Below are 22,526 nucleotides of genomic sequence, written 5' to 3' on the forward strand. Positions count from 1 at the left end.
ATGACAGCGAATCAGTCGCCCGCCAGTTTCGGGTACAGGGGTTCCACTACCGGTTTCAGCCCCTTGGCGTCGTCAATAAACAGTTGCAGGTGCGGGAAAGGTATCTCGATACCGGCGGCATCCAGTGCCTCTTTGATCTGCTCGAGAATCTCGGCCATGATCCTGGGCTGAACGTCCAGGTTGTCCGGCGTGATCCACACCTGTGCTTTCAGGTTGACCGAGGAATCCCCCAGACTCTCCATCAGCACCCTGGGCTCCATGCCCGCCGACTGCAATGCTTCCGGGTGCGCGCGCAAGACCGGCATGATGACTTCCCGGGCCGCTTTTGCCGACTCCTTGTAGGCGATGCCCACCGGAATGTTCAATCGTGTCGCGCCCTCGGCGCTGTAATTGATGATATCGGAGGACGCCACGCTGTCGTTGGGAATCATGGTGAAAATGTTGTCCCGGGTCCGCAGCCAGGTGGTACGCAGGGCGATCTTCACCACCTTGCCATCCTGGCCGTTGATCGTCACCCAGTCCCCGATGCGAAAAGGCCGCTCGATCAGCAGGGTGATACCGGCGATAAAGTTGGACAGCGTGGACTGGGCGGCAAAACCCACCGCGATACCGACGATACCCAGTCCGGCCACGATCGAGACCACGTCGAATCCGAATTGGGCAACCACCGTGACCACCGCAAAAGTGACCGCCAGCACCGAGAACAGGTTCTCCACCAGCTGCCGGATCGAGGGATCCATCCGGTAGCGGGTCATCGTCTCCCGGATCAGGCGGCCAAGCACCAGCCAGGCCACGAAGAAACCGAGCGCCATCAGGCCGGCCTTCGCCATCGCTGCCAGGAACGCGGCGCCCGCCCCGAACTGGGCCAGAATCACCAGTAACGCGCCAAGGCCCATGAGGTAGCGCACCCCGGTGCGCACATGGCCGAACAACGGATGAGCGGCCCGGCGCTTGCCAACCACCAGCCGGATCAGGCCGATCACAACCAGGTAGACGCCAACGAACAGGGCGACATAGAACACCGATATCAGCAACTGGCTGAAAGCGTGGATCGCAAATGCTCCCCAATCCAGTTCCCCGCCACCGAGCGCATCGACGGTATCCCCGAGGTTTTTCTTGAGCTGCTCGACCACAGCCCCGGTAAAAGTCTCAGCCATTGCCCGCTTCCTTGTTATCAGTGCCGACGCCTGTCCCGATCAGCCGGGCCAGCCAGGGCAGCAATTCGGGGTAGGCATCCAGGTCCAGCACGAACTCCTGCCCCCGCGCTGCACTGGTCAAATAACACCAGGGTGGATCCAGGCGCCAGCGATCCGGGTTTGAATGATAGCTTAGCGCCGGTTTGCCCCCGACAGGAAAAAATTCCCCGGGCAGGCGCCATCGTGTGGCCAGCCGGGCCTGTGGGTCGGTCAGCAACAACTGCTCCTCAAGCCGCGGGAACACGCCACTTCCCTGCATCAGGGAGCCATGTTCCGGCAACCTCCAGCCGTCCGACGCCAGGTACAGGGTGTTGCCCGGATCCGGTCCGCGGTAAAAATGCGGGTGGTACCGGGCCCAGGGCAAGGTCTCCGGCGCCAGATCATCCACAGTCAACACCTGGCCAACGTGCAACCAGCCCCAGATGGCATGGAAGGGCCGGGTACCGGGAATAAAGCGCCAGCGACGGCGCACCATCTCAGCCCTTCGGAATACGCCAAAAAACAGAAACAGATCGCCCTCACCCACACCCTGATTGCTCAGATGCCCCTGGGCAGAACCTGTCTGGCCGAGCAGGGGCCGCCATCCCGGCTGACGCGGAAGGGCTCCGGCCACCAGGTCCGGATCCAGGTGCGCCCCGGAACCACCCCGCACCCGTCCACCGGAAAGGTCCCGGGCAATCTTGCCCAGACGGCGCGGCCCGAAAGACACGTCGTCATAACGGATTTGCGACAGCGGGTCGGGAATCGGCAGGACACAGAGGGAACCATCGGGCAACACCGGGCTGGGACAGCCCCCGGCAGAGGAATCAAAGCCTTTCCGGCTCAGGATCAGTCGCACGCGCACTCCTGGATCAATGGGGTTTGGGCAGAGGAAAATGCTATCGTAGATTGTTGTCCAATGCGCCCCGACAGGCCGCCAATGGGAGACCACCATGAAAATTGTCTGTATTTCCGACACCCACGGCATGCATCGCCAGGTAAAAGTGCCCGACGGCGACCTGTTGATCCACGCCGGCGACTGTCTGGGCCAGGGCACGCTGGATGATCTTGAGGACCTGAACGACTGGTTCGGCAGCCTGCCCCACCGGCACAAGATCCTGATTGCCGGCAATCATGACTGGTGTTTCCAAGACGAACCGGAAGAGTCCCGGGTGCTGCTGACCCACGCCCATTACCTTCAGGACAGCGGCCTGGAGCTGGAAGGCCTGAACTTCTGGGGCAGCCCCTGGACCCCGGTTTTCTTCAACTGGGCGTTCAACCTGGAGCGGGGGCCCGAGCTGGCCGAACGCTGGGAGCGAATTCCCGAGAAACTGGATGTACTGATCACCCATGGCCCGGCCGCCGGCATCCTGGACACCGTACCCAGCGGCACGGGTGACATCTCTGTCGGCTGCGAGGAATTGGCCCGGGTGCTTGAATCCCGGCCGCCCCGGCTCCACATTTTCGGGCACATCCATGAAAGCTATGGCCAGAAACAGGTGGGCAACTGCCTGCACGTGAACGCCAGCACCTGCACCGGTAGCTACAAGCCGTTAAACCTGCCTGTCGTTCTGGACCTTTGAGGAGCACCATGTCCAAACATCCCGACTATTCCCTGCTGGAACTCGCCTCGGTCCGCGAAGGCGACTCCGTGGGCACCACGCTGGCGAACAGCGTCGCCTATGCCCAACACGCCGAGAAGCTCGGATTCAGGCGGTTCTGGCTGGCGGAACACCACAACATGGACGGCATCTCCAGCTCGGCGACCTCGGTACTGATCGGCCACATTGCGGGCAAGACCTCTACCATCCGCGTGGGCTCCGGTGGCGTGATGCTGCCCAACCACCCGCCTCTGGTGATTGCCGAGCAGTTCGGAACCCTGGAATCGCTTTATCCGGGCCGGATCGATCTGGGCCTGGGACGCGCTCCGGGCACCGATCCGGTCACCGCCCGGGCGCTGCGCCGGGACGGCCTGGGCGCCGAACAGTTCCCGGAAGACGTCGCTCGCCTGCAGACCCTGCTGGGACCGTTACAGCCCGGCCAGCCGGTAAAGGCCATTCCCGGTGCGGGCACCAATGTGCCGATCTGGCTGCTGGGCTCCAGTCTGTACAGCGCCCAACTGGCGGCCATGCGCGGTCTGCCCTATGCCTTTGCCGGTCATTTTGCTCCGCGACTGTACCGGGAAGCATTGAGGGTCTACCGGGACAATTTCCGGCCTTCGGATCAGCTTGCCGAGCCCTATGCCATGCTCGCCGTACCGGCGGTACCTGCGGATTCCGTGGAAGAAGCGCGCTTCCTGGCGACCACCAGCTACCAGAGAATCCTGGCGCTGTTCCGGGGCCAGCCGCTGTGGATGAAACCTCCGGTGGACACCATGGATGGCCTGTGGAATGCCGGCGAGGAAGCCAGTGTCCGGGATTTCCTCGGGCTGCAACTGCTGGGGGATACTGCCGCGATCCGCCAGCAGCTGGACGAACTGCTGGCGACGGTCGAGGTGGACGAGCTGATGTTTACGGTGGACATCTACGACCCGGCAAAGCGCCGCCACGCGCTGGACATCCTGGCGGCTACCCGGGATCAGAGCACCGATTCCACCGCCTCAATCAACTGAGGGTCGTCGGGGCGAACGCGGCTCGGAAAACTGGCCACCACGTCACCATCCCGGTTCACCACGTACTTGGTGAAGTTCCACCGGGGTGGCTGGCTTTGACGGTTCAGCTCCCGGAACACCGGGTTGGCGCCGGCGCCGGTCACCGGCCCCGGTGCGATCATGGTGAAAGTGACACCGAAATTGACGAAGCACACATTCGCTGCCTCTTCCTCGCTGTCCGCTTCCTGGCGGAAGTCGTCACTGGCGAAACCAACCACCACCAGGCCCTTGTCTGCATATCGCTGGTGCAGTGCTTCCAGCCCTTCGAACTGACCGGTATATCCGCACCGGCTGGCGGTGTTGACCACCAGCAGGGGCTTGCCCGCGGCAAGGTCGCAAAGGTTCACGCTATCCCTGGAATGCAGCTTGCGCTGCTCATGATCGAGAAATGCCGGGCACTCCTGTGCCAGGACCGGCATGGACACAAATAACGCCATCAGCAGCAACAGACGCTGCACACTCAAGCATCGCATTGATAGACTCCTTTTCACTGGTCCCTGTTATACGGGCCCCGGGCCATAAACGTTCACGCACCGCCCGCATTCTGCAACCCCGTCACGGAGTATTCATCATGGCCGACCAACGCTTTTTTGTCTTCCTCTCCCATGGTCTGGAAAGCGGCCCTGGTGGCACCAAGATCCAGGTGATGAAACGGGTCACTGAGGAGTTTGCTGACGTACAGGCAGAGGCTGTTGATCACCGCAGCACCAGGGATCCGGCAGAGCGGCTGGCCCAGATGCAAAAGGCCATGAAGGATGCCGGTGCCGATCCGGCCCGGACCATTCTGGCAGGCTCCAGCATGGGTGGCTGGGTATGCGCCCGTACCAGCGAGCTGACGCCGGTGCTGGGCTGCTTCCTGCTGGCGCCCGCTCTGGCACTTGCGAAGTATCCCGAGAGCCGGCCGGAGATCCGGGCAACCTTTTGCCAGCTTATCCTGGGCTGGCACGATGACGTGGTCCTACCCATGCCCGTGATTGATCTGGCACGGGAACAGAGCCTGCCCACACTCGTCCTCCCTGACGGTCACCGGCTGGAAAACAGCGTTGACCGTGTCACCCGGGAATTCCGGGCCTTTCTCCTTAACGCAGGGTTAAAACCCGGCAACAATTGATCCGGGTCATCCGATTTCCGTGCAGGATCGAATGTCTTTGCTAGGGTATGCCTGCTGCCCTCGCCTTTGCCTGATGCAGGTCGATTTCATGGCAGGGCACCAAATCCTGAATGAGAGAGGAGTTACCAATGAGCGATTTCAACAAGAGTCGACGGGTATTCCTGCGCACGGCCGCCCTTGGTGCAGCCGCTGTACCGCTGGCACGCATTGCTGTCCACAGCCCCGCCGCTCATGCAGAAAAAGCAAAGGCGGAAGACGGGCATGCGATGGATTACGTCAACGACGCAACCACCAGTGACCATCCGAAGTACAAGGACGGCAACAAGTGCTCCACCTGTGCCTTCTGGGCCGGTGAGGAGTCAGGCGGCTGGGGTACTTGCCGTCACCCCGAGTTCAGCGACGTACTGGTCAACAAGAATGGCTGGTGCAGTACCTGGGTACCGGGAGGCTGACACTTCCACCAGGGCGGCCCCAGGGCCGCCCGCCATCACCCAAACCCTCCTTTCAATGCCTCACAGCCTTTGCCCTGCAATGAATCGACTGGAATTTCATGCACTTGCAATCTGACATAAATGTGTCGCCGTGAAATCCTGATTTTGGTCATTTTCTTGCGAAAACGACTTTGTTTTGCCAGTCTTTATAAACGTAACAATGGATTAACGTAAAATAACGAGCGGAGACAACCCGATGAGCAGCAAGAGTAAATTCAGGAAACTGGCTGGTATTTCAGCCCTGGCCTTTGCCGGACTGACCGCAGCAAACGCTGTAAATGCCGCCAACTGGCGCTATGCCCATGAAGAATACGAAGGCGACGTTCAGGACGTATTCGCTTACAAGTTCAAGGAATACATCGAAGAAAACTCGGACCACACCCTGCAGGTTTACCGCTTCGGCGAGCTGGGCGAGTCTGACGACATCATGGAACAGACCCAGGCCGGTATCCTGAACTTCGTAAACCAGTCCCCCGGTTTCACCGGCTCCCTGATCCCGGAAGCCCAGATCTTCTTCATCCCGTATCTCATGCCCACCGACATGGATACCGTGATCGAGTTCTTCCGTAAGAGTGAAGCGATCAATCAGGACTTCCCGGAGCTCTACTCCGAGAAAGGCCTGGAACTGCTGAAAATGTATCCGGAAGGCGAAATGGTCGTTACCGTTGATGAGCCGGTCACCTCTCCGGAAGGCTTCAACAACAAGAAGATCCGGGTCATGACCAACCCGCTTCTGTCCGAGACCTATTCCGCCTTCGGCGCGACTCCGACCCCGCTGCCCTGGGGCGAAGTGTACGGTGCCCTGCAGACCAACATGATCCAGGGTCAGGAAAACCCGATCTTCTGGATCGAGTCCGGCGGTCTGTACGAGGTCTCCCCGAACCTGGTATTCACCGGTCACGGCTGGTTCACCACCGCCATGATGGCCAACCAGAACTTCTACAACGGCCTGTCTGACGAGGACAAAAAGCTGGTCCAGGATGCGGCAGACTATGCCTTTGAAGAGATCATCGTACACATCGATGGTCTGGCTGACGAAGCCCTGGAAAAGATCACATCCAAGAGCGACGAAGTCACCGTTACCCGCCTGAACGACGAACAGATCGAAGCCTTCAAGGCCCGTGCGCCGCAGGTGGAAGAGAAGTTCATCGAGATGACTGGCGAGCGCGGCAAAGAGCTGCTGAACCAGTTCAAGGAAGACCTGAAAGAAGTTCAGAACGATTGATCTGAAGGAAACAGTCCCGCCGGCCCCTGCCGGCGGGACCTGGTTTTAATCACGCCCCGCCGTCCCCCTTCCGGCCGGGAGCAGAATGTTCTGGAGCGCACCCCATGTCCGAGAATTCCCCGGATCTTGAAGATGACACCGGCTCCTACGAGTCAGGCCTGCCCGGGTTTCTGGGAACCATTGATGTCTGGATAAGCAAGATTGAAGCAGTCATGCTTGCCCTGGGCGTTATCCTGATGGCCGTCAATACCTGCGTGAACGTGATCGCGCGATTTGTCTTCGGCGAAGGCCTTTTCTTCTCCGGAGAAATCAACCGAATTCTCATCATCCTGATCACCTTTGCCGGCATCGGTTACGCGGCCCGCCACGGTCGCCACATCCGCATGTCCGCCGTCTACGATGCGATCCCTACCAAGGGGCGGAAGGTGCTGATGATCATCATTGCCCTGTTCACCTCGGTGGTAATGTTTTTCCTCTGCTACCACTCCTACGGTTACATCGAGACGCTTTATAGCCGTGGCCGGATCCTGCCGGCTCTGGGATTTGAGATCTGGTGGATCTACATCTGGGCTCCGGTAGGTTTTGCCATCACCGGTATCCAGTATTTCCTCACCGCCATCAAGAACTTCACCAGCAAGGATGTCTATCTTTCCACTGGCGTTGTTGATGGTTACGCCGACACCGAATCGGAAGTATGAACCCCGCAGCTGAACTCAGGTAAGGATAAAAATCATGGCAACTATAATGATGGTGATCATGATCGGGTTGTTGCTGCTTGGCTTCCCGATGATGGTTCCGCTGATTACCGGCGCGGTGGTCGGCTTTGTAATGATGTTTGACGGCTTCGGCCAGATGGGTACCTTCATCCAGCAGATGATGGGGGGCATCCGGCCGGCGTCGTTGATTGCGGTACCGATGTTCATTCTGGCCGCGGATATCATGACCCGGGGTCAGTCCGCGGATCGGCTGATTAACATGGTCATGGCGTTTATCGGCCATGTGAAGGGTGGCCTTGCGATCAGTACGGCAACCTCCTGCACACTGTTCGGTGCGGTCTCCGGTTCAACCCAGGCCACCGTGGTGGCGGTGGGCTCCCCGCTGCGTCCGAAGATGCTGAAAGCAGGCTACTCGGATCCGTTTACCCTGGCACTGATCATCAACGCCAGTGACATCGCCTTCCTGATCCCGCCGAGTATCGGCATGATCATCTACGGCGTTATCTCCGAAACCTCCATTGCCGAGCTGTTCATTGCCGGCATCGGACCGGGCATACTGATCCTGTTCATGTTCTCGGTCTACTGCCTGATCTATGCCTACAAGAACAACGTGCCCACGGAAGAGAAAGCCACCTGGAAACAACGGGCACTGTCCGTGCGCGACGCCCTCTGGCCGCTGTTCTTCCCGGTCATCATTGTCGGCGGCATTTACGGGGGCATCTTCAGCCCGACCGAAGCGGCGGCAGTCTGCGTACTCTATGCCTTCCTGCTGGAGTTCGTGGTATTCCGTTCGCTGAAACTGGCCGATATTTACCGGATCGCCAAGTCCACTGGCCTGATCACCGCCGTGGTGTTCATCCTGGTTGCAGTCGGTAACGGCTTCTCCTGGATCATCTCCTTCGCCCAGATTCCGCAAACCATTCTGGAAGCCGTCGGCGTCAACGAAGCCGGCCCGGTGGGCGTGCTGATTGCCATCTGTGTGGCGTTCTTCATTGCCTGTATGTTCGTGGACCCCATTGTGGTGATCCTGGTGCTGACTCCGATTTTTGCCCCGGCCATCCAATCCACCGGTCTGGACCCGGTTCTGGTGGGTGTACTGATCACGCTGCAGGTAGCCATCGGTTCAGCCACACCGCCGTTTGGCTGTGACATCTTCACCGCTATCGCGATCTTCAAACGGCCCTACCTGGAGGTGATTCGGGGAACACCACCGTTCATCTTCATGCTGGTGGCCGCCGCCGGCCTGATTATCGCGTTCCCGGATATTGCCCTGTTCCTGCGGGACGTGGCGTTCAGGGATTAATGGAGAGACTCAAGGGTCCTTAAGGAGAAACTCATGTTCAAAAGAATCCTGGTCGCGGTGGACGGCTCCAAAACCTCACTCAAGGCGTTAGACAAGGCCATCGATCTCCAGAAACTGATTCCCGAGGCCGAGATATACATCCTCTGCGTGTACAAGCATCACAGCCTGTTCGAGGCCTCACTGTCGATCGGCCGGCCAGCCGACATGGACATCCCGGACAAGGTGCTCTCGGAGTACGCGAAGGAAGTAGTGAATCATGCCAAGGAGCTGGCGAAGGAGCACGGTGCGACCAAGGTGCGGGGCTTTGTGAAGGCCGGACGACCCTCCCGGGTGATCATCAAGTTCGCCCAGGACAAGGAAGCGGACCTGATCGTGGTCGGCACCAAGGGCACCAACAGCGACAAGGACGGCATGTTCCTGGGCAGTGTGTCCCACCGGGTGGCGTCCCACGCCAAGTGCCCGGTTCTGGTGGTCTGACACCTCATCCCGTCCGGGATAGCGCCATCAGGCGTTATCCCGGGACCTTCCCATCGCCATCACTGCCAACAACGCAGAGCCCACCATCAGCAATAGCGCCACCGCATTCAGTACCGGTGTCGATCCTTCCCGCAACCGATTGAACAGGGCCACGGTCAGCGGCGTATCGCTGCCGGTGAGCATTACCGTGGTGTTGAAGTTCTCGAACGACATCAGGAACGCCATCGCCGCTGCCCCGAAGATGGACGGCATCAGCCAGGGCAGAGTCACCGTGAACCAGGCCACCACGGGTGTGGCGCCCAGGTTCAGCGCAGCCTCTTCCAGTTGCCGGTCAAACTTGCGCAGGCGGGCAGCGATCACCAGGGTGGCAAGCGTGGCAATGAAGGTCACCTGCCCCATCACCACCAGCGTCATCCCCGGCCGGAACACATCCAACTCGATACCCCAAAGCCGGGAGGCATCATTGGCCATACCGCTGTAGAACACCAGGATCGAAACCCCCAGAATTACCCCCGGAATCACCAGCGGCAGCAGCATCAGCAGGTATAGGAATTCCTTGCCGCGGAATTCCAGCCGTTCGAACAGCACCGCGTTGACGCATCCCAGGGCAACACTGCCAACCGTGACCCAGAAGGCGATCTTGGTACTCACCCACAGCGCGGATAACAGGGTGTCATCGTGGAACAGACCGGTGCGACCACCAGAACCGTCCGCCAGGTACCAGTCCAGGGTAAAGCCCTTCCAGGGCAGAGACGGAAACGGGGCATCGTTGAACGCAAACACCGCCGTCACCGTCAGTGGCAGGGCCAGGTAGACGAAAAATGCCACCAGGTAGGCCAGGTACAGGCCATCAAACCAGCGGGAGCGGGGAACGGACCGGATCATGCCGTCACCCCATGACCTTGCGCAGGGACTGGCCGGAGAGTTTCAGGCCCAGCCAGACGATCAATGACGACAGCACCAGCAGCAAAACACCGAGGGCTGCGCCCTGTTCCCAGTTAAAACGGGTGATGAACTGGGTAAAGATCTGCTCAGTGAACCAGGCACTGTCCTTGCCACCCATCAGGATGGGCGTCAGGTAGCTGCCGAGGGTCAGCATGAACACCACGATGCAGCCGGAGACAATGCCCGGCATTGCCCAGGGCACCACCACCTCGCGGAGCACGGTCAGGTGGTTGCCCCCGAGGTCGTAACCGGCTTCCACCAGGTTCTCGTCCATGCCATCCAGGGTGGTGACCAGGGGCACCACCATGAACAGCAAGCCGTTGTAGACCAGGCCGATGATCACCGCCACATCGTTGTAGAGCATTTCCACCGGGCCATCCGCCCAGCCCAGGGCCTGCAACCAGGAACTGAACAGACCACTCTCCCGCAGCAGGATCATCCAGCCGTAGGTACGCACCAGCTCACTGGCCCAGAAGGGCACCAGGCACGCCAGAAACAACAATCCCTTGGCACGGCCCCGCGCCAGCCTCGCGATGTACCAGGCGATGGGAAAGGCAATCAGCAGGGTGAGAAACGTGGTGAACAACGACATCACGCCGGTTCGGACAAAGGTGCGCCAGTAATAGGACTCGGTAAAGAAGTTCTGGTACTGCTCCAGCCCCCAGGCCAGCGTGTCCCAGCTCTCCCGGACCTGGAAGGAGACCCGAAGCATCTGCAGGTGGGGCACCAGCACCAGCAGCACAATCCACAGCAGGAAGGGTGTGAGCAGCAACCAAAGAGACAGGCGACCGGCACTGGCGTTCATACGGCCCCCGGGGCAAACACCCGTGCCAGCATCGGGTCCCACGCCAGCTGGACACCGGCACCTTCCCGCAATCGGGGTGCCGAGCCATCCTGGGGCAACCGGGCATACAGGGTCTGGCCGGCGCTGTCGGCCTCAAGACGACTGTTGGCGCCATCAAACAGGGTGGCGGTCACCGAAGCCCGGAGCGCCGAGTAATCGGGCCTCAGCGCGTCTCCTCCCAGTACCAGGGATTCCGGGCGAATGAACAGGTCCGCCCGCTCACCGATGGGCGGCGAACTCTGACCGAGCCGGCCACGAACCATACTGCCATCGTCCAGCCGGAGTTCCGCCAGCCCGTCCTGCACTGCTACAAGCTCGCCGGTGAGGCGATTGTTATCTCCGACAAACCCGGCCACAAAGGGGGTGGCCGGTTCCCGGTATAGTTCTTCCGGCGGGGCCACCTGGTCAAACCGGCCATCCTTCATCACGGCGACCTGGTCTGACATCACCATGGCCTCGGACTGGTCGTGGGTGATGTACACGAAAGTGGTGCCGAAGGCCTTCTGCAGATGTTTCAGTTCGATCTTCATCTGCTCCCGCAGTTTCAGATCCAGGGCCCCCAGGGGTTCGTCCAGCAACAGCAGGGTCGGCTCCAGCACCAGGCAGCGGGCCAAAGCTACGCGCTGGCGCTGCCCCCCGGAGAGTTCACCCGGGTTCCGGTTTTCCATGCCGGGCAGGCCCACCTGCTCCAGCACCCGGGCGATCCGCGTGCGCCGCTCTGCGGCCGGCACTTTCTGGCGCTTCAGGCCATAACCGATGTTGTCTCCCACCGACATGGTCGGAAACAGGGCCAGATGCTGGAACACCATGTTGACCGGGCGCCGGTTGGGAGGCACATCGTTCATGCGGGCGCCGCGGATATGGATATCGCCCTCATCGGGCCGGTCAAAACCCGCCAGCAGCCGCAGCAAGGTGGTCTTGCCGCAGCCCGAGGGGCCCAGAATCGAGAAAAACGTGCCCGCAGGCACGTCAAGGGAAACATGGTCCACCGCGGCATTGCTGCCAAAGCGGCGGACCAGGTTCGAGCAGAACAGGTCGGACTCGATCCCCATGGAGATCAGTTCGCTGCCTGGACGCGGTCCAGTACCTGCCCTTCCACGGTCTCCAATCCGGGAGGTACCGGCGGATACCACTTGATGTTGTTGATCGCCTGGTCATTGAAGCTGGCCCGGTAGGCATCCCGCAGCTCCGCACGGACAAACTCGTCCGCACCTTTGGAAGCAGTGAAGTTACCCGAGGCGTTGGTGATCCGGGCGGCGATTTCCGGCTGCATCACGAAGTTGATCCACTTGTAGGCGGCTTCCTCGTTTTCACTGCGGCGGGGAATGGCAAACGTATCGATCCAGCCCAGGGCACCGGAGTCCGGGGCCACGAAACGGATATCCGGGTTCTCTGCATTCAGTTTCCAGCCGCCGGCATCCCAGGCCATGGCCGCGGTCACCTCACCGGTGCGCAACAGCGCCAGCAGCTGGTCACCACCGGTCCAGTAGGTCTTCACGTTGCTCTTGCAGTCGATCAGCTTGTCTTCCACTTTCGCCAGGATCGACTCGTACTCGTCACGGTCGTTATAGGCTTCAAAGGGATCCATGCCCATGGCAAAGGCAAAACCGATCAGGGTCGGGCGCTTGAGACGGTAACTGACCTTGCCGGCCACCGCCGGGTCGCACAGGTCGGTGTAATCGGTGACCGTATCTGCCACCGAGCTGTGGACGATCAGCCCGCTGGTACCCCAGACCGAAGGCACACCGTAGAATTTGCCATCGAGCTCGGTGGAGTCCTGGGTCGCCTTGACCATGGAGGGCTGCAGCTGATCCGTGTTGACGCGGGTGAAATCGATGGGCTTGTAGATATTGAACTGGCGCTGAACACCGATGATCCGGTCCTGGCTGGGTTGGGCCAGGTCAAAGCCGGCACCACCGGTGGCCCGCAGTTTGGAGATCATGTCTTCGTTGTTGGAGAGGGTGACCTTCACATCGATTCCGGTCTCTTCCTCGAACTGGGCCACCACATCATCCGGGGCATAACCGCCCCAGGTAATCAGTCGCAGCTCTTCAGCGAGCAGGCTGCCGGAAAAAGTGACAGCAGCCAGGAAGGTGGAGCCAAGCAGTGCGGATGTCCTTGCGGTGCGCGATCCCATGATCTTTGTATCTCCTGATAACGGTAAGTAACAAGTTTGCTAACCAGTTGTTATCAGGAAGGTATAGACCATGTATGTCAGTTTTGTGAAACCCCATTCACAAAAAACGGAGGCCGAGGCCTCCGTTCCGGATTCATTGGTGTACGGGCTGACATCACCGCCCGGACTTGAGCATCTCCCAGTACTTGGCGTACACCTGCAGCGCCTCGTCTCCGATATCCACCTGGAACTCGGCATTGGTCATGTCCTCAGGTGTCGGGTAGCTGGCGCGGTTATTGGCCACGTCATCCGGCAGCATCTCACGGGCAGCCAGGTTCGGGGTGGCGTAGCCGATCTCCTCACTGATCAGTGCGGAGATTTCCGGCTGCAGCACAAAGCTGATGAACTGGTGGGCGGCCTCCGGGTTCTTGGCGTTCTTGGGAATCACGAAGCTGTCCAGCCAGGCGATGATGCCCTCTTCCGGATAGACGTACTCCAGTGACGGCATGGTCTCCTCGGCCATCACCGCTTCGCCGTTCCAGATCATGCCGACATCGGTCTCACCTTCCAGGTAGGGCACCCGGGGGGCATCGGAATTGAAGGTACGCACGGAGGGCATCAGCTCGGTGAGCTTCTCGTAGGCTTCCTCGATCTGCTGCGGATCGGTGCTGTTACCGGAGTAGCCCAGCACCCGCAGGCCGACGTGGAAGACTTCCCGCATGTCGTTGGTGAGCATCACCCGGCCTTCGAAACGCTCATCCCACAGGTCGGCCCAGGCGGTCACCGGCTCGCCTTCAACATCGTCGGTGTCCACGGCCAGGCCGGTGGTGCCCCACAGGTACGGAATACTGAATTTGTTGTCCGGGTCGATGTCGAGGTTGACCAGCTCCGGATCGAGCTTGTCGAAGCCCTCGATCTTGCTGCGGTCGATGGGCAGCAGCAGGTCTTCCTGGCGCATCTTGCTCACGTAGTAGGTGGAAGGCACGGCCAGGTCATAGGCGGCGCTGTCATCCAGCAGCTTGAGCTTGGCATACATGGCTTCGTTGCTGTCGTAAGTGGTGTAGACCACCTGGATGCCGGTCTCTTCCTCGAAGCGCGTCAGCACTTCCTGCGGCATGTATTCGGACCAGTTATACAGGTTGAGAACCTTCGGCTCCTCGGAACTGCAGCCAGTCAGGCCCACAGCCAGCAGGCCGGCCAGTGCGAGTTTCTTCATCGTTTGCTCCTTGTAAGAATCCATTGCGACAACATCAGCATAACCAGTGAAAACACCAGCAACAGTGTGCCCAGGGCATTCACCTCGGGCTTGAGCCCCACCCGAACCATGGAGTAGATGCGCAGGGGCAGAATTTCATAACTGGGGCCACTGACAAAGGTGCTGACCACCACATCGTCCAGTGACAGTGTAAACCCCAGCAGCCAGCCCGCCAGTAACGCCGGCATGATGACCGGAATCAGTACCGTCCGGGTCATGGTGAAATCGGAAGCGCCAAGGTCCCGGGCCGCCTCGGGCAGGCTCTCGTCGAAGCCGCTCAGCCGGGCCATCACGGTAATCACCACAAACGGCAGGCAGAAGGTGACATGGGCCAGCAGCAGTGACACATAGCCAAGCTGGATGCCCACCAGCAGGAACAGCGCCAGCAGCGAGATTGCCAGCACGATTTCCGGCGACATCATCACCACGAACAGCATGCCGTTGAGCACCTTCTTGCCCCGGAACCGGTAGCGGTGCAGTGCCAGGGCCGTCAGGGCCCCGATAACGGTGGACACGGTGGCCGCCGAGAGCGCCAGCCACAGGGAGTTCCACATGGCCTCCACCATGGCGTTGTTGTTGAACAGGGACTGGTACCAGCGCAGGCTCAGCCCGCCCCAGGTATAGCCGCTACGGGAATCATTGAAAGAGAACACCACCAGCACACCGATCGGGATGTACAGCAGGAGATAGACCAGTACCAGATAGGCTCTTGGCAACCACCGGGTCATCACGCGCCCTCCTCGCCGATGCGTTGCTTGCTCAGGCGGTGGGCCAACATCAGGATGGCCATGGTGATGGTCAGGACAATGCTGGCAGCCGCACCGAACGGCCAGTTCCGGGCATCCAGGAATTGGTTCTTGATAACGTTACCCACCAGCAAATTCCGCGATCCGCCAAGGATGTCAGGCACGAAGAACAGCCCCATGGCCGGCAACAGCACCAGCATAACGCCCGCCAGAACCCCCGGCAGGGTCAGCGGTACGATCACGTGGATGAAGGTGGCAAAGCGGCCGGCGCCCAGGTCATGGGAGGCAAGAAGCAATTCCTGGCGCAGGTCGTCAAACACCGAGTACAGCGGCAGGATCATGAACGGGAGCAGCAGATAGACCAGGCCGATGATCACCGCGCCCTCGGTGTAGAGCATCTGGAGTGGCTCATCGATCCAGCCCAGGCCCATCAGGGAACTGTTGATCAGGCCATTGGTGGCCAGCAGCATCTTGAGGGCGTAGGTACGCACCAGCGAGTTGGTCCAGAACGGCACGATCAGCAGGAAAATCAGCAGCAACTGGCGCTGCTTGCCCAGTTTCGACAGGGCCCAGGCAAAGGGATAGCCGATCAGCAGACAGACCAGGGTCGTCATCGCCGCCATGTAGAGCGAATGCAGGAAGACCTCCAGGTACAGCGGGTCGAACAGCTGCCGGTAGGCATCCAGGTTCAGGGGCAATGAGATGAAGGTACCCGGATCCCGGGTCATCACACTGGCACCCACCACCAGCAGGTTCGGCGCCAGCACCAGGAATAGCAACCAGCCCCACACCAGCACCAGCACCGCCGTCCTGAACGGCTGCCGGGTAATGCTAGGCATCGGTCAGTGCATCCTCATTGACAGATTCATCCGCTTCCTCCGGGAGCAACCACTCCCAGCCATCGACCCAGCTCACCTTCACCGGTTCGCCCAACCGGTAATCGAAGGCGGGATCATCTTCGTCAAAAAACTCGCTGGCCAGTACTTCGGTACCGTATTCCAGGTGGATCACCGAGTCCAGGGTGCTGCCCTTGTAGTTGCGCTCGACAATCTTCCCGGCCACGCCCTGCTCATCGGCCGGGTCGAGCACGCGAATATCCTCGGGCCGCAGCAGCACATGCAAAGACTGCCCTTCCCGTACCGGGAAATCCGGGCGGCGCAGGGTCCGTTTCAGGCCGAACACATCCACCGTGATGGTGCCGTCATGGATCGACTCCACTTCGCCCGGAAAGAAATTGGTTTCACCGACGAAGCGCGCGGTAAACAGGTTGGCCGGGCGCTCGTAGACTTCCCTGGGCGTGCCCAGTTGCTGGACCAGCCCATCCTTGAGCACCACCACCCGATCGGACATGGACAGGGCTTCTTCCTGGTCATGGGTGACAAACACGAAGGTGATGCCCAGCTCCCGCTGCAACCGCTTAAGCTCTACCTGCATGGTGCGCCGCAGCTTGTAATCCAGGGCCGAGAGCGGCTCATCCAGCAGCAGCAGTCGCGGGCGCTTGACCACCGCCCGGGCAATGGCCACACGCTGCTGTTGGCCACCGGACAGCTGATGGGGCTTGCGGCGCATGTAGTCCTGCAGCTGCACCATCGCAAGCGCCTCCTCGACGCGCTCACGAATCTCCTCCTTCGGCCGCTTCTCCATTTTCAGGCCGTAAGCAACGTTGTCGAACACCGACATGTGCGGGAACAACGCGTAATGCTGGAATACGGTATTGAGGGGGCGGTGTTCCGGCGGGGTCCCGGTCAGGTCTTCCCCGGACAGGGTAATGGTGCCGGCATCGGGATGCTCGAAGCCCGCCATCAAACGCAGCAAGGTGGTTTTGCCACAGCCTGACGGACCCAGGAGGGTAATGAATTCCCCGTCGTAGATGTCCAGGCTCAGGGAATCCAGAACGGTTTTGCCGTCAAACTGTTTGGTGAGATTACTCAGAGAAAGCAGTGTCTTTTTCATCGGCCCTGCCCGGAAAGTGAGCCCGCTATTTTTCCAGAAAGCGTAGCAAACAAAAAGGGGCGTCGGGGTAATCCGAAACCCCGACGCCCCTTGTTTTCAGGACCTTAAGCGTTTTGGGCGATCACTCGCCGGCAACACTGTTCAGGTAGGCCTTGTCCGAGATGTTGATCCAGGGGCGTACCTGCTTCAGGTAGTCACGCTGGGAGGTGATGATTTCCTTGGCCAGCGGATCCTTTTCCGCCGCTTCTGCGAGCAGACGGTCTGTGGTTTCGCGCAGTGCCTCGATAACCTCAGGCGGGAACACCTTGTGGGTCACATCCGGGTAGTCTTCCTTCATCTTGTCCCAGGCAATCCCGCTCTCATGCACACTCTGGATGTACATGTCATACGCTGCGGTGCGCATGGCGACCGTCAGGATGTTCTGCAGGTCGGCAGGCAGCTTGTCCCAGGTCTTGTTGTTGATCAGGAACTGCACCTCGGCACCCGGCTCCTGCCAGCCGGAGTAGTAGTACTTGGCGATCTGGTGGAAGCCCATCGGGAAATCCAGGGCCGGGCCCACCCACTCAAGAGCGTCAATGGTGTTACGTTCAAGAGCAGTATACAGCTCGCCCGGCGGCAGGTTGGTGACCGCCACACCCAGCTCGGACATGACTTCGCCGGCAAAGCCCGGGGTACGCATCTTCAGACCCTGGAGATCTTCCAGCGAATTGATTTCCTTGCGGAACCAGCCACCCATCTGGTTGCCGGTATTACCACCCGGGAAGGACAGCAGACCGTGAGGCTCGTAGACCTTCTGCATGAGTTCCATGCCACCGCCGTGGTAGAACCAGGCGTACATTTCCGGGGCGATCAGGCCGAACGGAATGGTGGTGAAGTACATGGCGTTGGGAATGGTGCCCTTGTAGTAGTACGAGGCGGTGTGGCCCATGTCGTACTGACCGGTGCGCACCAGGTCGAAAATGCCGAAGGGCGCCTTGTGCTTGTTGGCGGCATCCACCCGGACTTTCAGCCGGCCATCGGACATGGATTCGACCATATCAGCGAAGTGCTCGGTGGTTTCCCCCAGGATCGGCGAATTCGGTCCCCAGGTCTGAGCCAGGCTCAGGGTGTAGGTTTCCTGTGCCAGCGCGGATGCGCTGAAGGCCGACGCCGCAACAGCCACAGCGGCAAAGAAAGACTTGCGTAAATTCATGGTGTTGGCTTCCGTTTTTTTATAGGTATGAAATGGTATTTCGGGTCCATGTCCATCATAGCCTGCTAACAGCTTTGAGCCAATCTTTGTCATAAATCAACGGCAAGCTCTGCGACATCATGCCACACAGGCACTAGGCTATTATCGAACTCCCTTGGATTCGGACTTTTCCATGAAGCACCTTTTTCTCATACGTCATGCCAAGTCCAGCTGGGCGGATGAAGCCCTCAGCGATCACCAGCGCCCGCTCAACAGCCGTGGCGAAAGCCAGCTCGCTCCGCTTGGCCGGGCACTGGTCCGCAGCGGTGCCTTCGGCGGCACCATCCATGCCAGCGATGCCGTCAGGGCACAGCAGACCCTCGCAGGGGTTGTTCCGGAGGGATTTCCCGATAACCGGGTTCACATCAGCCCCGAGCTTTACACCTTCGACTACCGACGGCTCCTGCACTGGCTCAAAGCCCTGGACGACGGGGAAGAGACCGTCACCATCATCGGCCATAACCCCGCCCTGCTGGAACTGGCCGGGCACCTGCTCAAGCATCCACCCGCGAACCTGCCCACGGCCGGCTTTGTGCACATACGATTACCGGACAAGCCCTGGCGCAAGATGGCCGCCGGCAAAGGTCGGCTCGAAGCCTTCCTCACGCCCAGGGAATTCAGTTACCAGCAGTTCGACCGCAAACGGAAAAAACGGGCCCGGACCACCGGCGACGAGCCCGGCCGCGATATTCCCGAGGCCCTGTCACATCAGCTCCAGCGCATGCGGGAACTGGAACCGGGGGTCAAGGTAGGGCTGGATGATGAGTTCCTGCACCAGTTCCGTATTGCCATCCGGCGCAGCCGGGCTATTACCGAATCGGTGGAGGAAGTCAGCGGAGACAAATCCCTGCACCAATCGATCAGGCAACTCAAGCGCAACGCACGCGCCACCAGCAGGCTCCGGGACCTGCATGTATTCCTGCAGGACCTGCCGGCACTCTGTGAACACAACAGCGAGCTGCAGACTGCCCTCGGCACCTGGGCAGAAACCGAGGCAGACCAGGAGCACCATGCCCTCGTCAAACGGCTCGGGAGCATGCGCTACCGGGACGCCATGCACCGCTGGGAAAATCAGATTCATTCCCGCCAGTTCCGGAAACTGGCCAGCCGGCTGACACCAAAAGACATCCGGAAGGCGGTAGAGAACCGTATAAGGGAGTTCAACAGGCGTACCGCCGAGTTGCTCCACAACTCACCGGATGAAGACATTCACCGGCTCCGGAAGCTGCTCAAGCGCATCCGCTACCTGATGGAGCTGGATGCCAGGGGCTGGAAACAGCCACTCAAGGCTCTGAAGTACCGCCAGGAACTCTATGGCCGGTTCCAGGACCTGCACGTGCAGGTCGAGCTGGTCAAAGCCTTCAGAATGCGGGCACCGGAAACGCTGCCGGGGGCCGTCGATGGCCTGAAGGAGAGACTGGAACAGCAGAAAGCGGACGCCCGACGCCAGATACTCGCGCTAGGAGGACTCGATGGAGCCCCGGTATGACACTCTCTTCTACGATGGCCAGTGCCCGTTGTGCGCCCGGGAGGTCCGGGCGCTGAGGCGCCTGAACAAAGGTAACCTGGTTTTGGCGGATATCCACCAGCAGCGCAATGGCAGCCTGATCCTGCCGCCCCACGAGATGCTGCTGCGCCGGCTGCACCTGATGACCTGGACCGGCGAATGGGTTACCGGCCTGCACGCCACCGTACGTGCCTGGTCTCATACACCGTTCGGCTTTCTCTTCAACCCCCTGCTCTGGCCGGGGATCTACCAGATCGCCTCACCGGTATACGAGCTCTGGGCTGACCGCCGCTACGAACGCAAATACGCCTGCGCAGAGTGCGACGCAGGCTGACTGACAAAACTCCGGAATCAGGGTTGCTCGTCCGGCCGCGCGCCCTGATCGCATTTCTTGCAGTCCAGCTCAAAACCCAGCATGGACCGACGGCCCTCTTCGGTGATAACCCAGGGACGGTTCACCCAGGGCGGGTCATGGCGCACATGCTGGTTATGGCCGCAGGCAAGCTGGGCGACCCAGTGGTTCTCTTCGTCCCGGTGATAACCGGTGATGGGCTGTTTCATTGCGGTGCCTTCCTCCCATTCCAGGCCGACCAGGAATAGATGGCCAGCGCCACCCAGATCATGACAAAACTGGCCAGCTTCTCACCACTGAGGGGCTCCTCGAACACAAACAGGGCAATGAGGAACTGGATGGTCGGGTTGATGTACATGAGGAACCCTACCGTCGCCAGCCGCAGGCGGCGGGCGGCGCCGGCGAACGCCAGCAGCGGGATGGCGGTGACGATACCGGACGACAGCAACAACAGCATCATGCCGGTGCTGTCGGAGAAGTGGGAAACCCCTTCACTACCAAGCCAGGTCCAGGTCAGCAGGGCTACGGGCAGCAGCAGGAGTGTTTCCACGAACAGGCCGGAGAGCCCGTCCAGTTCCACTTTCTTCCGCAACAGGCCATAGGTGCCGAAACTGAAGGCCAGAATCAGGGTGATCCAGGGCACGATGCCCAGCAGGAACAACTGGTACAGGATGGCTACGGCAGCCAGCACCACCGCGATGGCCTGCAGGCGGGTAATGGTCTCCCGGAGAATCAGCATCCCCATGGCCACGTTCACCAGGGGCGTGAGGAAGTAGCCAAGGCTGGCCTGGAGCACATGGCGGGTTTCCACCGCGTAGATATACACGCCCCAGTTCAGGGCAATGAACACGGCGCAGCCGAGCACGAGGCCCAGCTTGCGGGGTCGGGCCAGGGCCGATCTTATCGGTTGCCAGCGCTGCATGAGCGTGATCACGATGGCAAGGAACAGGCAGGACCAGATCACCCGGTGGATCAGGACCTCCCAGGCCGGCACCCCCTCGAACAGGGCGAAATACAGGGGGAAGCTCCCCCACATGGTATAGGCCGCGAGGCCGTAGAGAACGCCCTTGGTCGTCTCGGGTGTGGCTGCTTTCATAGGTTCCTCATTATCCAGCCGGTCAATCTACCACAAGGCGGATGATGAGCGCCCTTGAACTAACGGCTTACCGGCAACAGGCCTTGAATTTTTTCCCGCTGCCGCAGGGGCAAGCTTCGTTTCGACCGGGTTTGAGCTGACCTTCCTCGGTCTGACCGGAAAGGTAATACCAGCGGCCATCCTCCCGGACAAAGTCAGAGTTTTCCTCCAGATAGCCCCAGCCGTCACCGGCACGATAAACAGCGCGAAAATGGACCCTGCCCCTGCTACCCTGTTCCGTGCTTTCGAGGATCTGAAGATTCACCCAGTCCGGCGACCCTTCCAGGCCCAGTTCCGGGGGACGGGTATCGGGATGCCAGGTCGCAAGCAGATAATCCGCCCGCCCCTGGACAAATGCCGTATACCGGGACCGCATCAGCGTCTCCGGCGACGGCGCCGGTTCACCCCGGTGCCACGGGCCGCAGCATTGTTCATAGGTCTTGCCCGAGCCGCATGGGCAGAGGGTGTTTGACTGCTCAGGTATCATTTCGTGGGTTTGCTCCGGTTTGGCTGTGGAGCCCCAAAGTGTATCAAGTTCAGAAGGATGAAAAGGCTTGTTTGACCTTTCCGTGGCACAGCTCGTCCTGGCCAACCTTGCCATTATCGCCGGTGCCTGCCTTCAGGGGGTTGCCGGATATGGTATTGGCACCCTGTCCGCACCCCTGCTGTTCCTGATCAGCCCTGTCCTGTTGCCGGCGCCCCTGGTGCTGAATGCGACGCTGCTCACCATCCTGATGCTGATCCGCAACCGCGGTGCCCTGGAAATCCAGCAGGTGCGCTTTGCCATCGGCGGCGGATTTGTCGGCATGATCCTGGCGGGCATTACCCTGGTACTGATTTCCCCGAAAGGGTTTGAACTGGTGTTCGGCATCCTGATCCTGGCCGGTGTCGCCTTGAGCGTGGGCGGTCTCAAACCCCGGCTCAATGCCCGCAACAGCGCCGTCGCCGGCGCCGCTTCCACCTACATGGGCACCATTACCGCCGTCGGCGGGCCACCGATTGCCCTGATCTACCAGAACGAGAAGGGCCCACTGGTGCGGGCGAATATGTCCGCGTTCTTTCTGGTTGCCAGTTTCTTCAGTCTGACCGCCCTGGCACTTTCCGGCTATCTCGGTATTCGGGAGCTGGGACTGTTCGCGGCCACCTTTCCAGGGGTTCTCATCGGCTTCCTGCTGTCCGGAAAACTGGTAAACCGCATGCCTTTTGAAGGGCTGAGACCGATCATCCTGGGGATCGCCGCAGTGGCGGGAACGGCGGCACTGGTGCGGGGGCTGATGTCGCTCTGAAGGCCAAA

General features: G+C 60.4%; 26 protein-coding genes. 11 read left to right on the plus strand and 15 right to left on the minus strand.

Annotation, left to right across the window (positions count from 1 at the left end; all coding sequences use genetic code 11):
• Nucleotides 1–11 precede the first annotated feature (11 nt).
• Nucleotides 12–1,157, minus strand: coding sequence for a mechanosensitive ion channel family protein (locus tag BM254_RS01285; RefSeq protein ID WP_091997751.1), 1,146 nt, complete (start codon nucleotides 1,155–1,157; stop codon nucleotides 12–14).
• Entirely contained in the window at nucleotides 1,150–2,034 is an 885-nt protein-coding gene (locus BM254_RS01290) for an Nmad3 family putative nucleotide modification protein (RefSeq protein ID WP_091997753.1), read from the minus strand. Before BM254_RS01290 ends, BM254_RS01285 begins: the two co-directional genes overlap by 8 nt.
• Before the next feature lie 94 nt (nucleotides 2,035–2,128).
• Between BM254_RS01290 and BM254_RS01295 the strand changes: the two genes are divergently transcribed.
• Both BM254_RS01295 and BM254_RS01300 read left to right on the plus strand, forming a co-directional pair.
• Nucleotides 2,129–2,758 carry a metallophosphatase domain-containing protein gene (locus BM254_RS01295; RefSeq protein ID WP_091997755.1) on the plus strand — a complete coding sequence of 210 codons (630 nt, stop codon included), beginning with the start codon at nucleotides 2,129–2,131 and terminating at the stop codon, nucleotides 2,756–2,758.
• An 8-nt stretch (nucleotides 2,759–2,766) separates the two neighbouring features.
• Nucleotides 2,767–3,786, plus strand: a complete 1,020-nt coding sequence (locus tag BM254_RS01300) for an LLM class flavin-dependent oxidoreductase (RefSeq protein WP_091997757.1) — start codon at nucleotides 2,767–2,769, stop codon at nucleotides 3,784–3,786.
• On the opposite strand, the gene BM254_RS01305 is transcribed toward BM254_RS01300, so the two are convergent.
• Nucleotides 3,753–4,262: a glutathione peroxidase gene (locus tag BM254_RS01305; RefSeq protein ID WP_091999100.1), complete on the minus strand. Its 510-nt coding sequence runs from the start codon at nucleotides 4,260–4,262 to the stop codon at nucleotides 3,753–3,755. The two genes, BM254_RS01300 and BM254_RS01305, sit on opposite strands and share 34 nt — an antisense overlap.
• A 134-nt stretch (nucleotides 4,263–4,396) precedes the next feature.
• Here BM254_RS01305 and BM254_RS01310 point away from each other — a divergent pair, with 134 nt between their 5' ends.
• The 6 genes from BM254_RS01310 to BM254_RS01335 all read left to right on the plus strand — a co-directional run bounded on the left by BM254_RS01310 (nucleotide 4,397) and on the right by BM254_RS01335 (nucleotide 9,148).
• A complete protein-coding gene (locus BM254_RS01310) occupies nucleotides 4,397–4,936 on the plus strand; it encodes a YqiA/YcfP family alpha/beta fold hydrolase (RefSeq protein WP_091997760.1) in 540 nt (179 codons plus the stop codon).
• A gap of 128 nt (nucleotides 4,937–5,064) precedes the next feature.
• A complete protein-coding gene (locus BM254_RS01315) occupies nucleotides 5,065–5,388 on the plus strand; it encodes a high-potential iron-sulfur protein (RefSeq protein ID WP_091997763.1) in 324 nt (107 codons plus the stop codon).
• Nucleotides 5,389–5,623: 235 nt separating this feature from the next.
• On the plus strand, nucleotides 5,624–6,652 hold the full coding sequence (locus BM254_RS01320; RefSeq protein WP_091997765.1) for a TRAP transporter substrate-binding protein: 1,029 nt from the start codon (nucleotides 5,624–5,626) through the stop codon (nucleotides 6,650–6,652).
• 104 nt (nucleotides 6,653–6,756) lie between these two features.
• Complete coding sequence (locus BM254_RS01325; protein WP_091997767.1) at nucleotides 6,757–7,350, plus strand: TRAP transporter small permease; 594 nt, start codon at nucleotides 6,757–6,759, stop codon at nucleotides 7,348–7,350.
• 34 nt (nucleotides 7,351–7,384) lie between these two features.
• A complete protein-coding gene (locus tag BM254_RS01330) occupies nucleotides 7,385–8,671 on the plus strand; it encodes a TRAP transporter large permease (RefSeq protein WP_091997769.1) in 1,287 nt (428 codons plus the stop codon).
• Between the two features lie 33 nt (nucleotides 8,672–8,704).
• Complete coding sequence (locus tag BM254_RS01335) at nucleotides 8,705–9,148, plus strand: universal stress protein (protein WP_091997772.1); 444 nt, start codon at nucleotides 8,705–8,707, stop codon at nucleotides 9,146–9,148.
• Nucleotides 9,149–9,175: 27 nt separating this feature from the next.
• On the opposite strand, the gene BM254_RS01340 is transcribed toward BM254_RS01335, so the two are convergent.
• The 9 genes from BM254_RS01340 to BM254_RS01380 form a co-directional block, all read right to left on the minus strand.
• Entirely contained in the window at nucleotides 9,176–10,033 is an 858-nt protein-coding gene (locus BM254_RS01340) for an ABC transporter permease (RefSeq protein WP_091997775.1), read from the minus strand.
• Nucleotides 10,034–10,037: 4 nt separating this feature from the next.
• Nucleotides 10,038–10,898, minus strand: coding sequence for an ABC transporter permease (locus BM254_RS01345; RefSeq protein WP_091997777.1), 861 nt, complete (start codon nucleotides 10,896–10,898; stop codon nucleotides 10,038–10,040).
• Complete coding sequence (locus BM254_RS01350) at nucleotides 10,895–11,989, minus strand: ABC transporter ATP-binding protein (RefSeq protein WP_091997780.1); 1,095 nt, start codon at nucleotides 11,987–11,989, stop codon at nucleotides 10,895–10,897. The genes BM254_RS01345 and BM254_RS01350 overlap by 4 nt, the downstream gene beginning before the upstream one ends.
• A 5-nt stretch (nucleotides 11,990–11,994) precedes the next feature.
• The gene (locus tag BM254_RS01355) at nucleotides 11,995–13,074 is read right to left on the minus strand and encodes an extracellular solute-binding protein (protein WP_091997783.1); all 1,080 of its coding nucleotides are present in this window, start codon (nucleotides 13,072–13,074) and stop codon (nucleotides 11,995–11,997) included.
• A 154-nt stretch (nucleotides 13,075–13,228) separates the two neighbouring features.
• Nucleotides 13,229–14,269 carry an extracellular solute-binding protein gene (locus tag BM254_RS01360; RefSeq protein WP_091997785.1) on the minus strand — a complete coding sequence of 347 codons (1,041 nt, stop codon included), beginning with the start codon at nucleotides 14,267–14,269 and terminating at the stop codon, nucleotides 13,229–13,231.
• Nucleotides 14,266–15,036 carry a spermidine/putrescine ABC transporter permease PotC gene (gene potC, locus BM254_RS01365; protein ID WP_091997787.1) on the minus strand — a complete coding sequence of 257 codons (771 nt, stop codon included), beginning with the start codon at nucleotides 15,034–15,036 and terminating at the stop codon, nucleotides 14,266–14,268. The genes BM254_RS01360 and potC overlap by 4 nt, the downstream gene beginning before the upstream one ends.
• On the minus strand, nucleotides 15,036–15,893 hold the full coding sequence (potB, locus tag BM254_RS01370; protein ID WP_091997789.1) for a spermidine/putrescine ABC transporter permease PotB: 858 nt from the start codon (nucleotides 15,891–15,893) through the stop codon (nucleotides 15,036–15,038). Before potB ends, potC begins: the two co-directional genes overlap by 1 nt.
• Nucleotides 15,886–17,007, minus strand: coding sequence for a spermidine/putrescine ABC transporter ATP-binding protein PotA (potA, locus tag BM254_RS01375; protein ID WP_091997791.1), 1,122 nt, complete (start codon nucleotides 17,005–17,007; stop codon nucleotides 15,886–15,888). The genes potB and potA overlap by 8 nt, the downstream gene beginning before the upstream one ends.
• 121 nt (nucleotides 17,008–17,128) lie before the next feature.
• Nucleotides 17,129–18,199 carry a TRAP transporter substrate-binding protein gene (locus BM254_RS01380; protein WP_091997793.1) on the minus strand — a complete coding sequence of 357 codons (1,071 nt, stop codon included), beginning with the start codon at nucleotides 18,197–18,199 and terminating at the stop codon, nucleotides 17,129–17,131.
• Between the two features lie 172 nt (nucleotides 18,200–18,371).
• Between BM254_RS01380 and BM254_RS01385 the strand changes: the two genes are divergently transcribed.
• Together BM254_RS01385 and BM254_RS01390 are read left to right on the plus strand one after the other, a co-directional pair.
• Complete coding sequence (locus tag BM254_RS01385; RefSeq protein WP_091999103.1) at nucleotides 18,372–19,727, plus strand: CHAD domain-containing protein; 1,356 nt, start codon at nucleotides 18,372–18,374, stop codon at nucleotides 19,725–19,727.
• Entirely contained in the window at nucleotides 19,711–20,079 is a 369-nt protein-coding gene (locus BM254_RS01390) for a thiol-disulfide oxidoreductase DCC family protein (RefSeq protein ID WP_091997796.1), read from the plus strand. Before BM254_RS01385 ends, BM254_RS01390 begins: the two co-directional genes overlap by 17 nt.
• Nucleotides 20,080–20,096: 17 nt before the next feature.
• Here BM254_RS01390 and BM254_RS01395 read toward each other — a convergent pair whose 3' ends face one another.
• The 3 genes from BM254_RS01395 to BM254_RS01405 form a co-directional block, all read right to left on the minus strand.
• Nucleotides 20,097–20,306 (minus strand): DUF3565 domain-containing protein, encoded by a 210-nt coding sequence (locus BM254_RS01395; RefSeq protein ID WP_091997799.1) that lies wholly within the window; start codon nucleotides 20,304–20,306, stop codon nucleotides 20,097–20,099.
• Nucleotides 20,303–21,193 (minus strand): EamA family transporter RarD, encoded by an 891-nt coding sequence (gene rarD, locus BM254_RS01400; RefSeq protein ID WP_091997801.1) that lies wholly within the window; start codon nucleotides 21,191–21,193, stop codon nucleotides 20,303–20,305. The genes BM254_RS01395 and rarD overlap by 4 nt, the downstream gene beginning before the upstream one ends.
• Before the next feature lie 67 nt (nucleotides 21,194–21,260).
• Complete coding sequence (locus BM254_RS01405) at nucleotides 21,261–21,833, minus strand: YchJ family metal-binding protein (RefSeq protein ID WP_342714217.1); 573 nt, start codon at nucleotides 21,831–21,833, stop codon at nucleotides 21,261–21,263.
• On the opposite strand from BM254_RS01405, the gene BM254_RS01410 reads away from it, so the two are divergent.
• Nucleotides 21,787–22,518: a sulfite exporter TauE/SafE family protein gene (locus tag BM254_RS01410; RefSeq protein ID WP_091997806.1), complete on the plus strand. Its 732-nt coding sequence runs from the start codon at nucleotides 21,787–21,789 to the stop codon at nucleotides 22,516–22,518. The genes BM254_RS01405 and BM254_RS01410 overlap by 47 nt on opposite strands.
• The last annotated feature ends 8 nt before the right edge of the window (nucleotides 22,519–22,526 follow it).

This window comes from Marinobacter pelagius (genome assembly GCF_900114925.1).
Taxonomy (GTDB): domain Bacteria; phylum Pseudomonadota; class Gammaproteobacteria; order Pseudomonadales; family Oleiphilaceae; genus Marinobacter; species Marinobacter pelagius.

What these genes read in the sequence shown, in the direction of transcription:
- BM254_RS01285 (WP_091997751.1), bottom strand. Translation starts at nt 1,157, where the DNA reads ATGGCTGAGACTTTTACCGGGGCTGTGGTCGAGCAGCTCAAGAAAAAC.
- BM254_RS01295 (WP_091997755.1), top strand. Translation starts at nt 2,129, where the DNA reads ATGAAAATTGTCTGTATTTCCGACACCCACGGCATGCATCGCCAGGTA.
- BM254_RS01300 (WP_091997757.1), top strand. Translation starts at nt 2,767, where the DNA reads ATGTCCAAACATCCCGACTATTCCCTGCTGGAACTCGCCTCGGTCCGC.
- BM254_RS01305 (WP_091999100.1), bottom strand. Translation starts at nt 4,262, where the DNA reads ATGGCGTTATTTGTGTCCATGCCGGTCCTGGCACAGGAGTGCCCGGCA.
- BM254_RS01310 (WP_091997760.1), top strand. Translation starts at nt 4,397, where the DNA reads ATGGCCGACCAACGCTTTTTTGTCTTCCTCTCCCATGGTCTGGAAAGC.
- BM254_RS01315 (WP_091997763.1), top strand. Translation starts at nt 5,065, where the DNA reads ATGAGCGATTTCAACAAGAGTCGACGGGTATTCCTGCGCACGGCCGCC.
- BM254_RS01320 (WP_091997765.1), top strand. Translation starts at nt 5,624, where the DNA reads ATGAGCAGCAAGAGTAAATTCAGGAAACTGGCTGGTATTTCAGCCCTG.
- BM254_RS01325 (WP_091997767.1), top strand. Translation starts at nt 6,757, where the DNA reads ATGTCCGAGAATTCCCCGGATCTTGAAGATGACACCGGCTCCTACGAG.
- BM254_RS01330 (WP_091997769.1), top strand. Translation starts at nt 7,385, where the DNA reads ATGGCAACTATAATGATGGTGATCATGATCGGGTTGTTGCTGCTTGGC.
- BM254_RS01335 (WP_091997772.1), top strand. Translation starts at nt 8,705, where the DNA reads ATGTTCAAAAGAATCCTGGTCGCGGTGGACGGCTCCAAAACCTCACTC.
- BM254_RS01340 (WP_091997775.1), bottom strand. Translation starts at nt 10,033, where the DNA reads ATGATCCGGTCCGTTCCCCGCTCCCGCTGGTTTGATGGCCTGTACCTG.
- BM254_RS01345 (WP_091997777.1), bottom strand. Translation starts at nt 10,898, where the DNA reads ATGAACGCCAGTGCCGGTCGCCTGTCTCTTTGGTTGCTGCTCACACCC.
- BM254_RS01350 (WP_091997780.1), bottom strand. Translation starts at nt 11,989, where the DNA reads ATGGGGATCGAGTCCGACCTGTTCTGCTCGAACCTGGTCCGCCGCTTT.
- BM254_RS01355 (WP_091997783.1), bottom strand. Translation starts at nt 13,074, where the DNA reads ATGGGATCGCGCACCGCAAGGACATCCGCACTGCTTGGCTCCACCTTC.
- BM254_RS01360 (WP_091997785.1), bottom strand. Translation starts at nt 14,269, where the DNA reads ATGAAGAAACTCGCACTGGCCGGCCTGCTGGCTGTGGGCCTGACTGGC.
- potC (WP_091997787.1), bottom strand. Translation starts at nt 15,036, where the DNA reads ATGACCCGGTGGTTGCCAAGAGCCTATCTGGTACTGGTCTATCTCCTG.
- potB (WP_091997789.1), bottom strand. Translation starts at nt 15,893, where the DNA reads ATGCCTAGCATTACCCGGCAGCCGTTCAGGACGGCGGTGCTGGTGCTG.
- potA (WP_091997791.1), bottom strand. Translation starts at nt 17,007, where the DNA reads ATGAAAAAGACACTGCTTTCTCTGAGTAATCTCACCAAACAGTTTGAC.
- BM254_RS01380 (WP_091997793.1), bottom strand. Translation starts at nt 18,199, where the DNA reads ATGAATTTACGCAAGTCTTTCTTTGCCGCTGTGGCTGTTGCGGCGTCG.
- BM254_RS01385 (WP_091999103.1), top strand. Translation starts at nt 18,372, where the DNA reads ATGAAGCACCTTTTTCTCATACGTCATGCCAAGTCCAGCTGGGCGGAT.
- BM254_RS01390 (WP_091997796.1), top strand. Translation starts at nt 19,711, where the DNA reads ATGGAGCCCCGGTATGACACTCTCTTCTACGATGGCCAGTGCCCGTTG.
- BM254_RS01395 (WP_091997799.1), bottom strand. Translation starts at nt 20,306, where the DNA reads ATGAAACAGCCCATCACCGGTTATCACCGGGACGAAGAGAACCACTGG.
- rarD (WP_091997801.1), bottom strand. Translation starts at nt 21,193, where the DNA reads ATGAAAGCAGCCACACCCGAGACGACCAAGGGCGTTCTCTACGGCCTC.
- BM254_RS01405 (WP_342714217.1), bottom strand. Translation starts at nt 21,833, where the DNA reads ATGGCAAGGTTGGCCAGGACGAGCTGTGCCACGGAAAGGTCAAACAAG.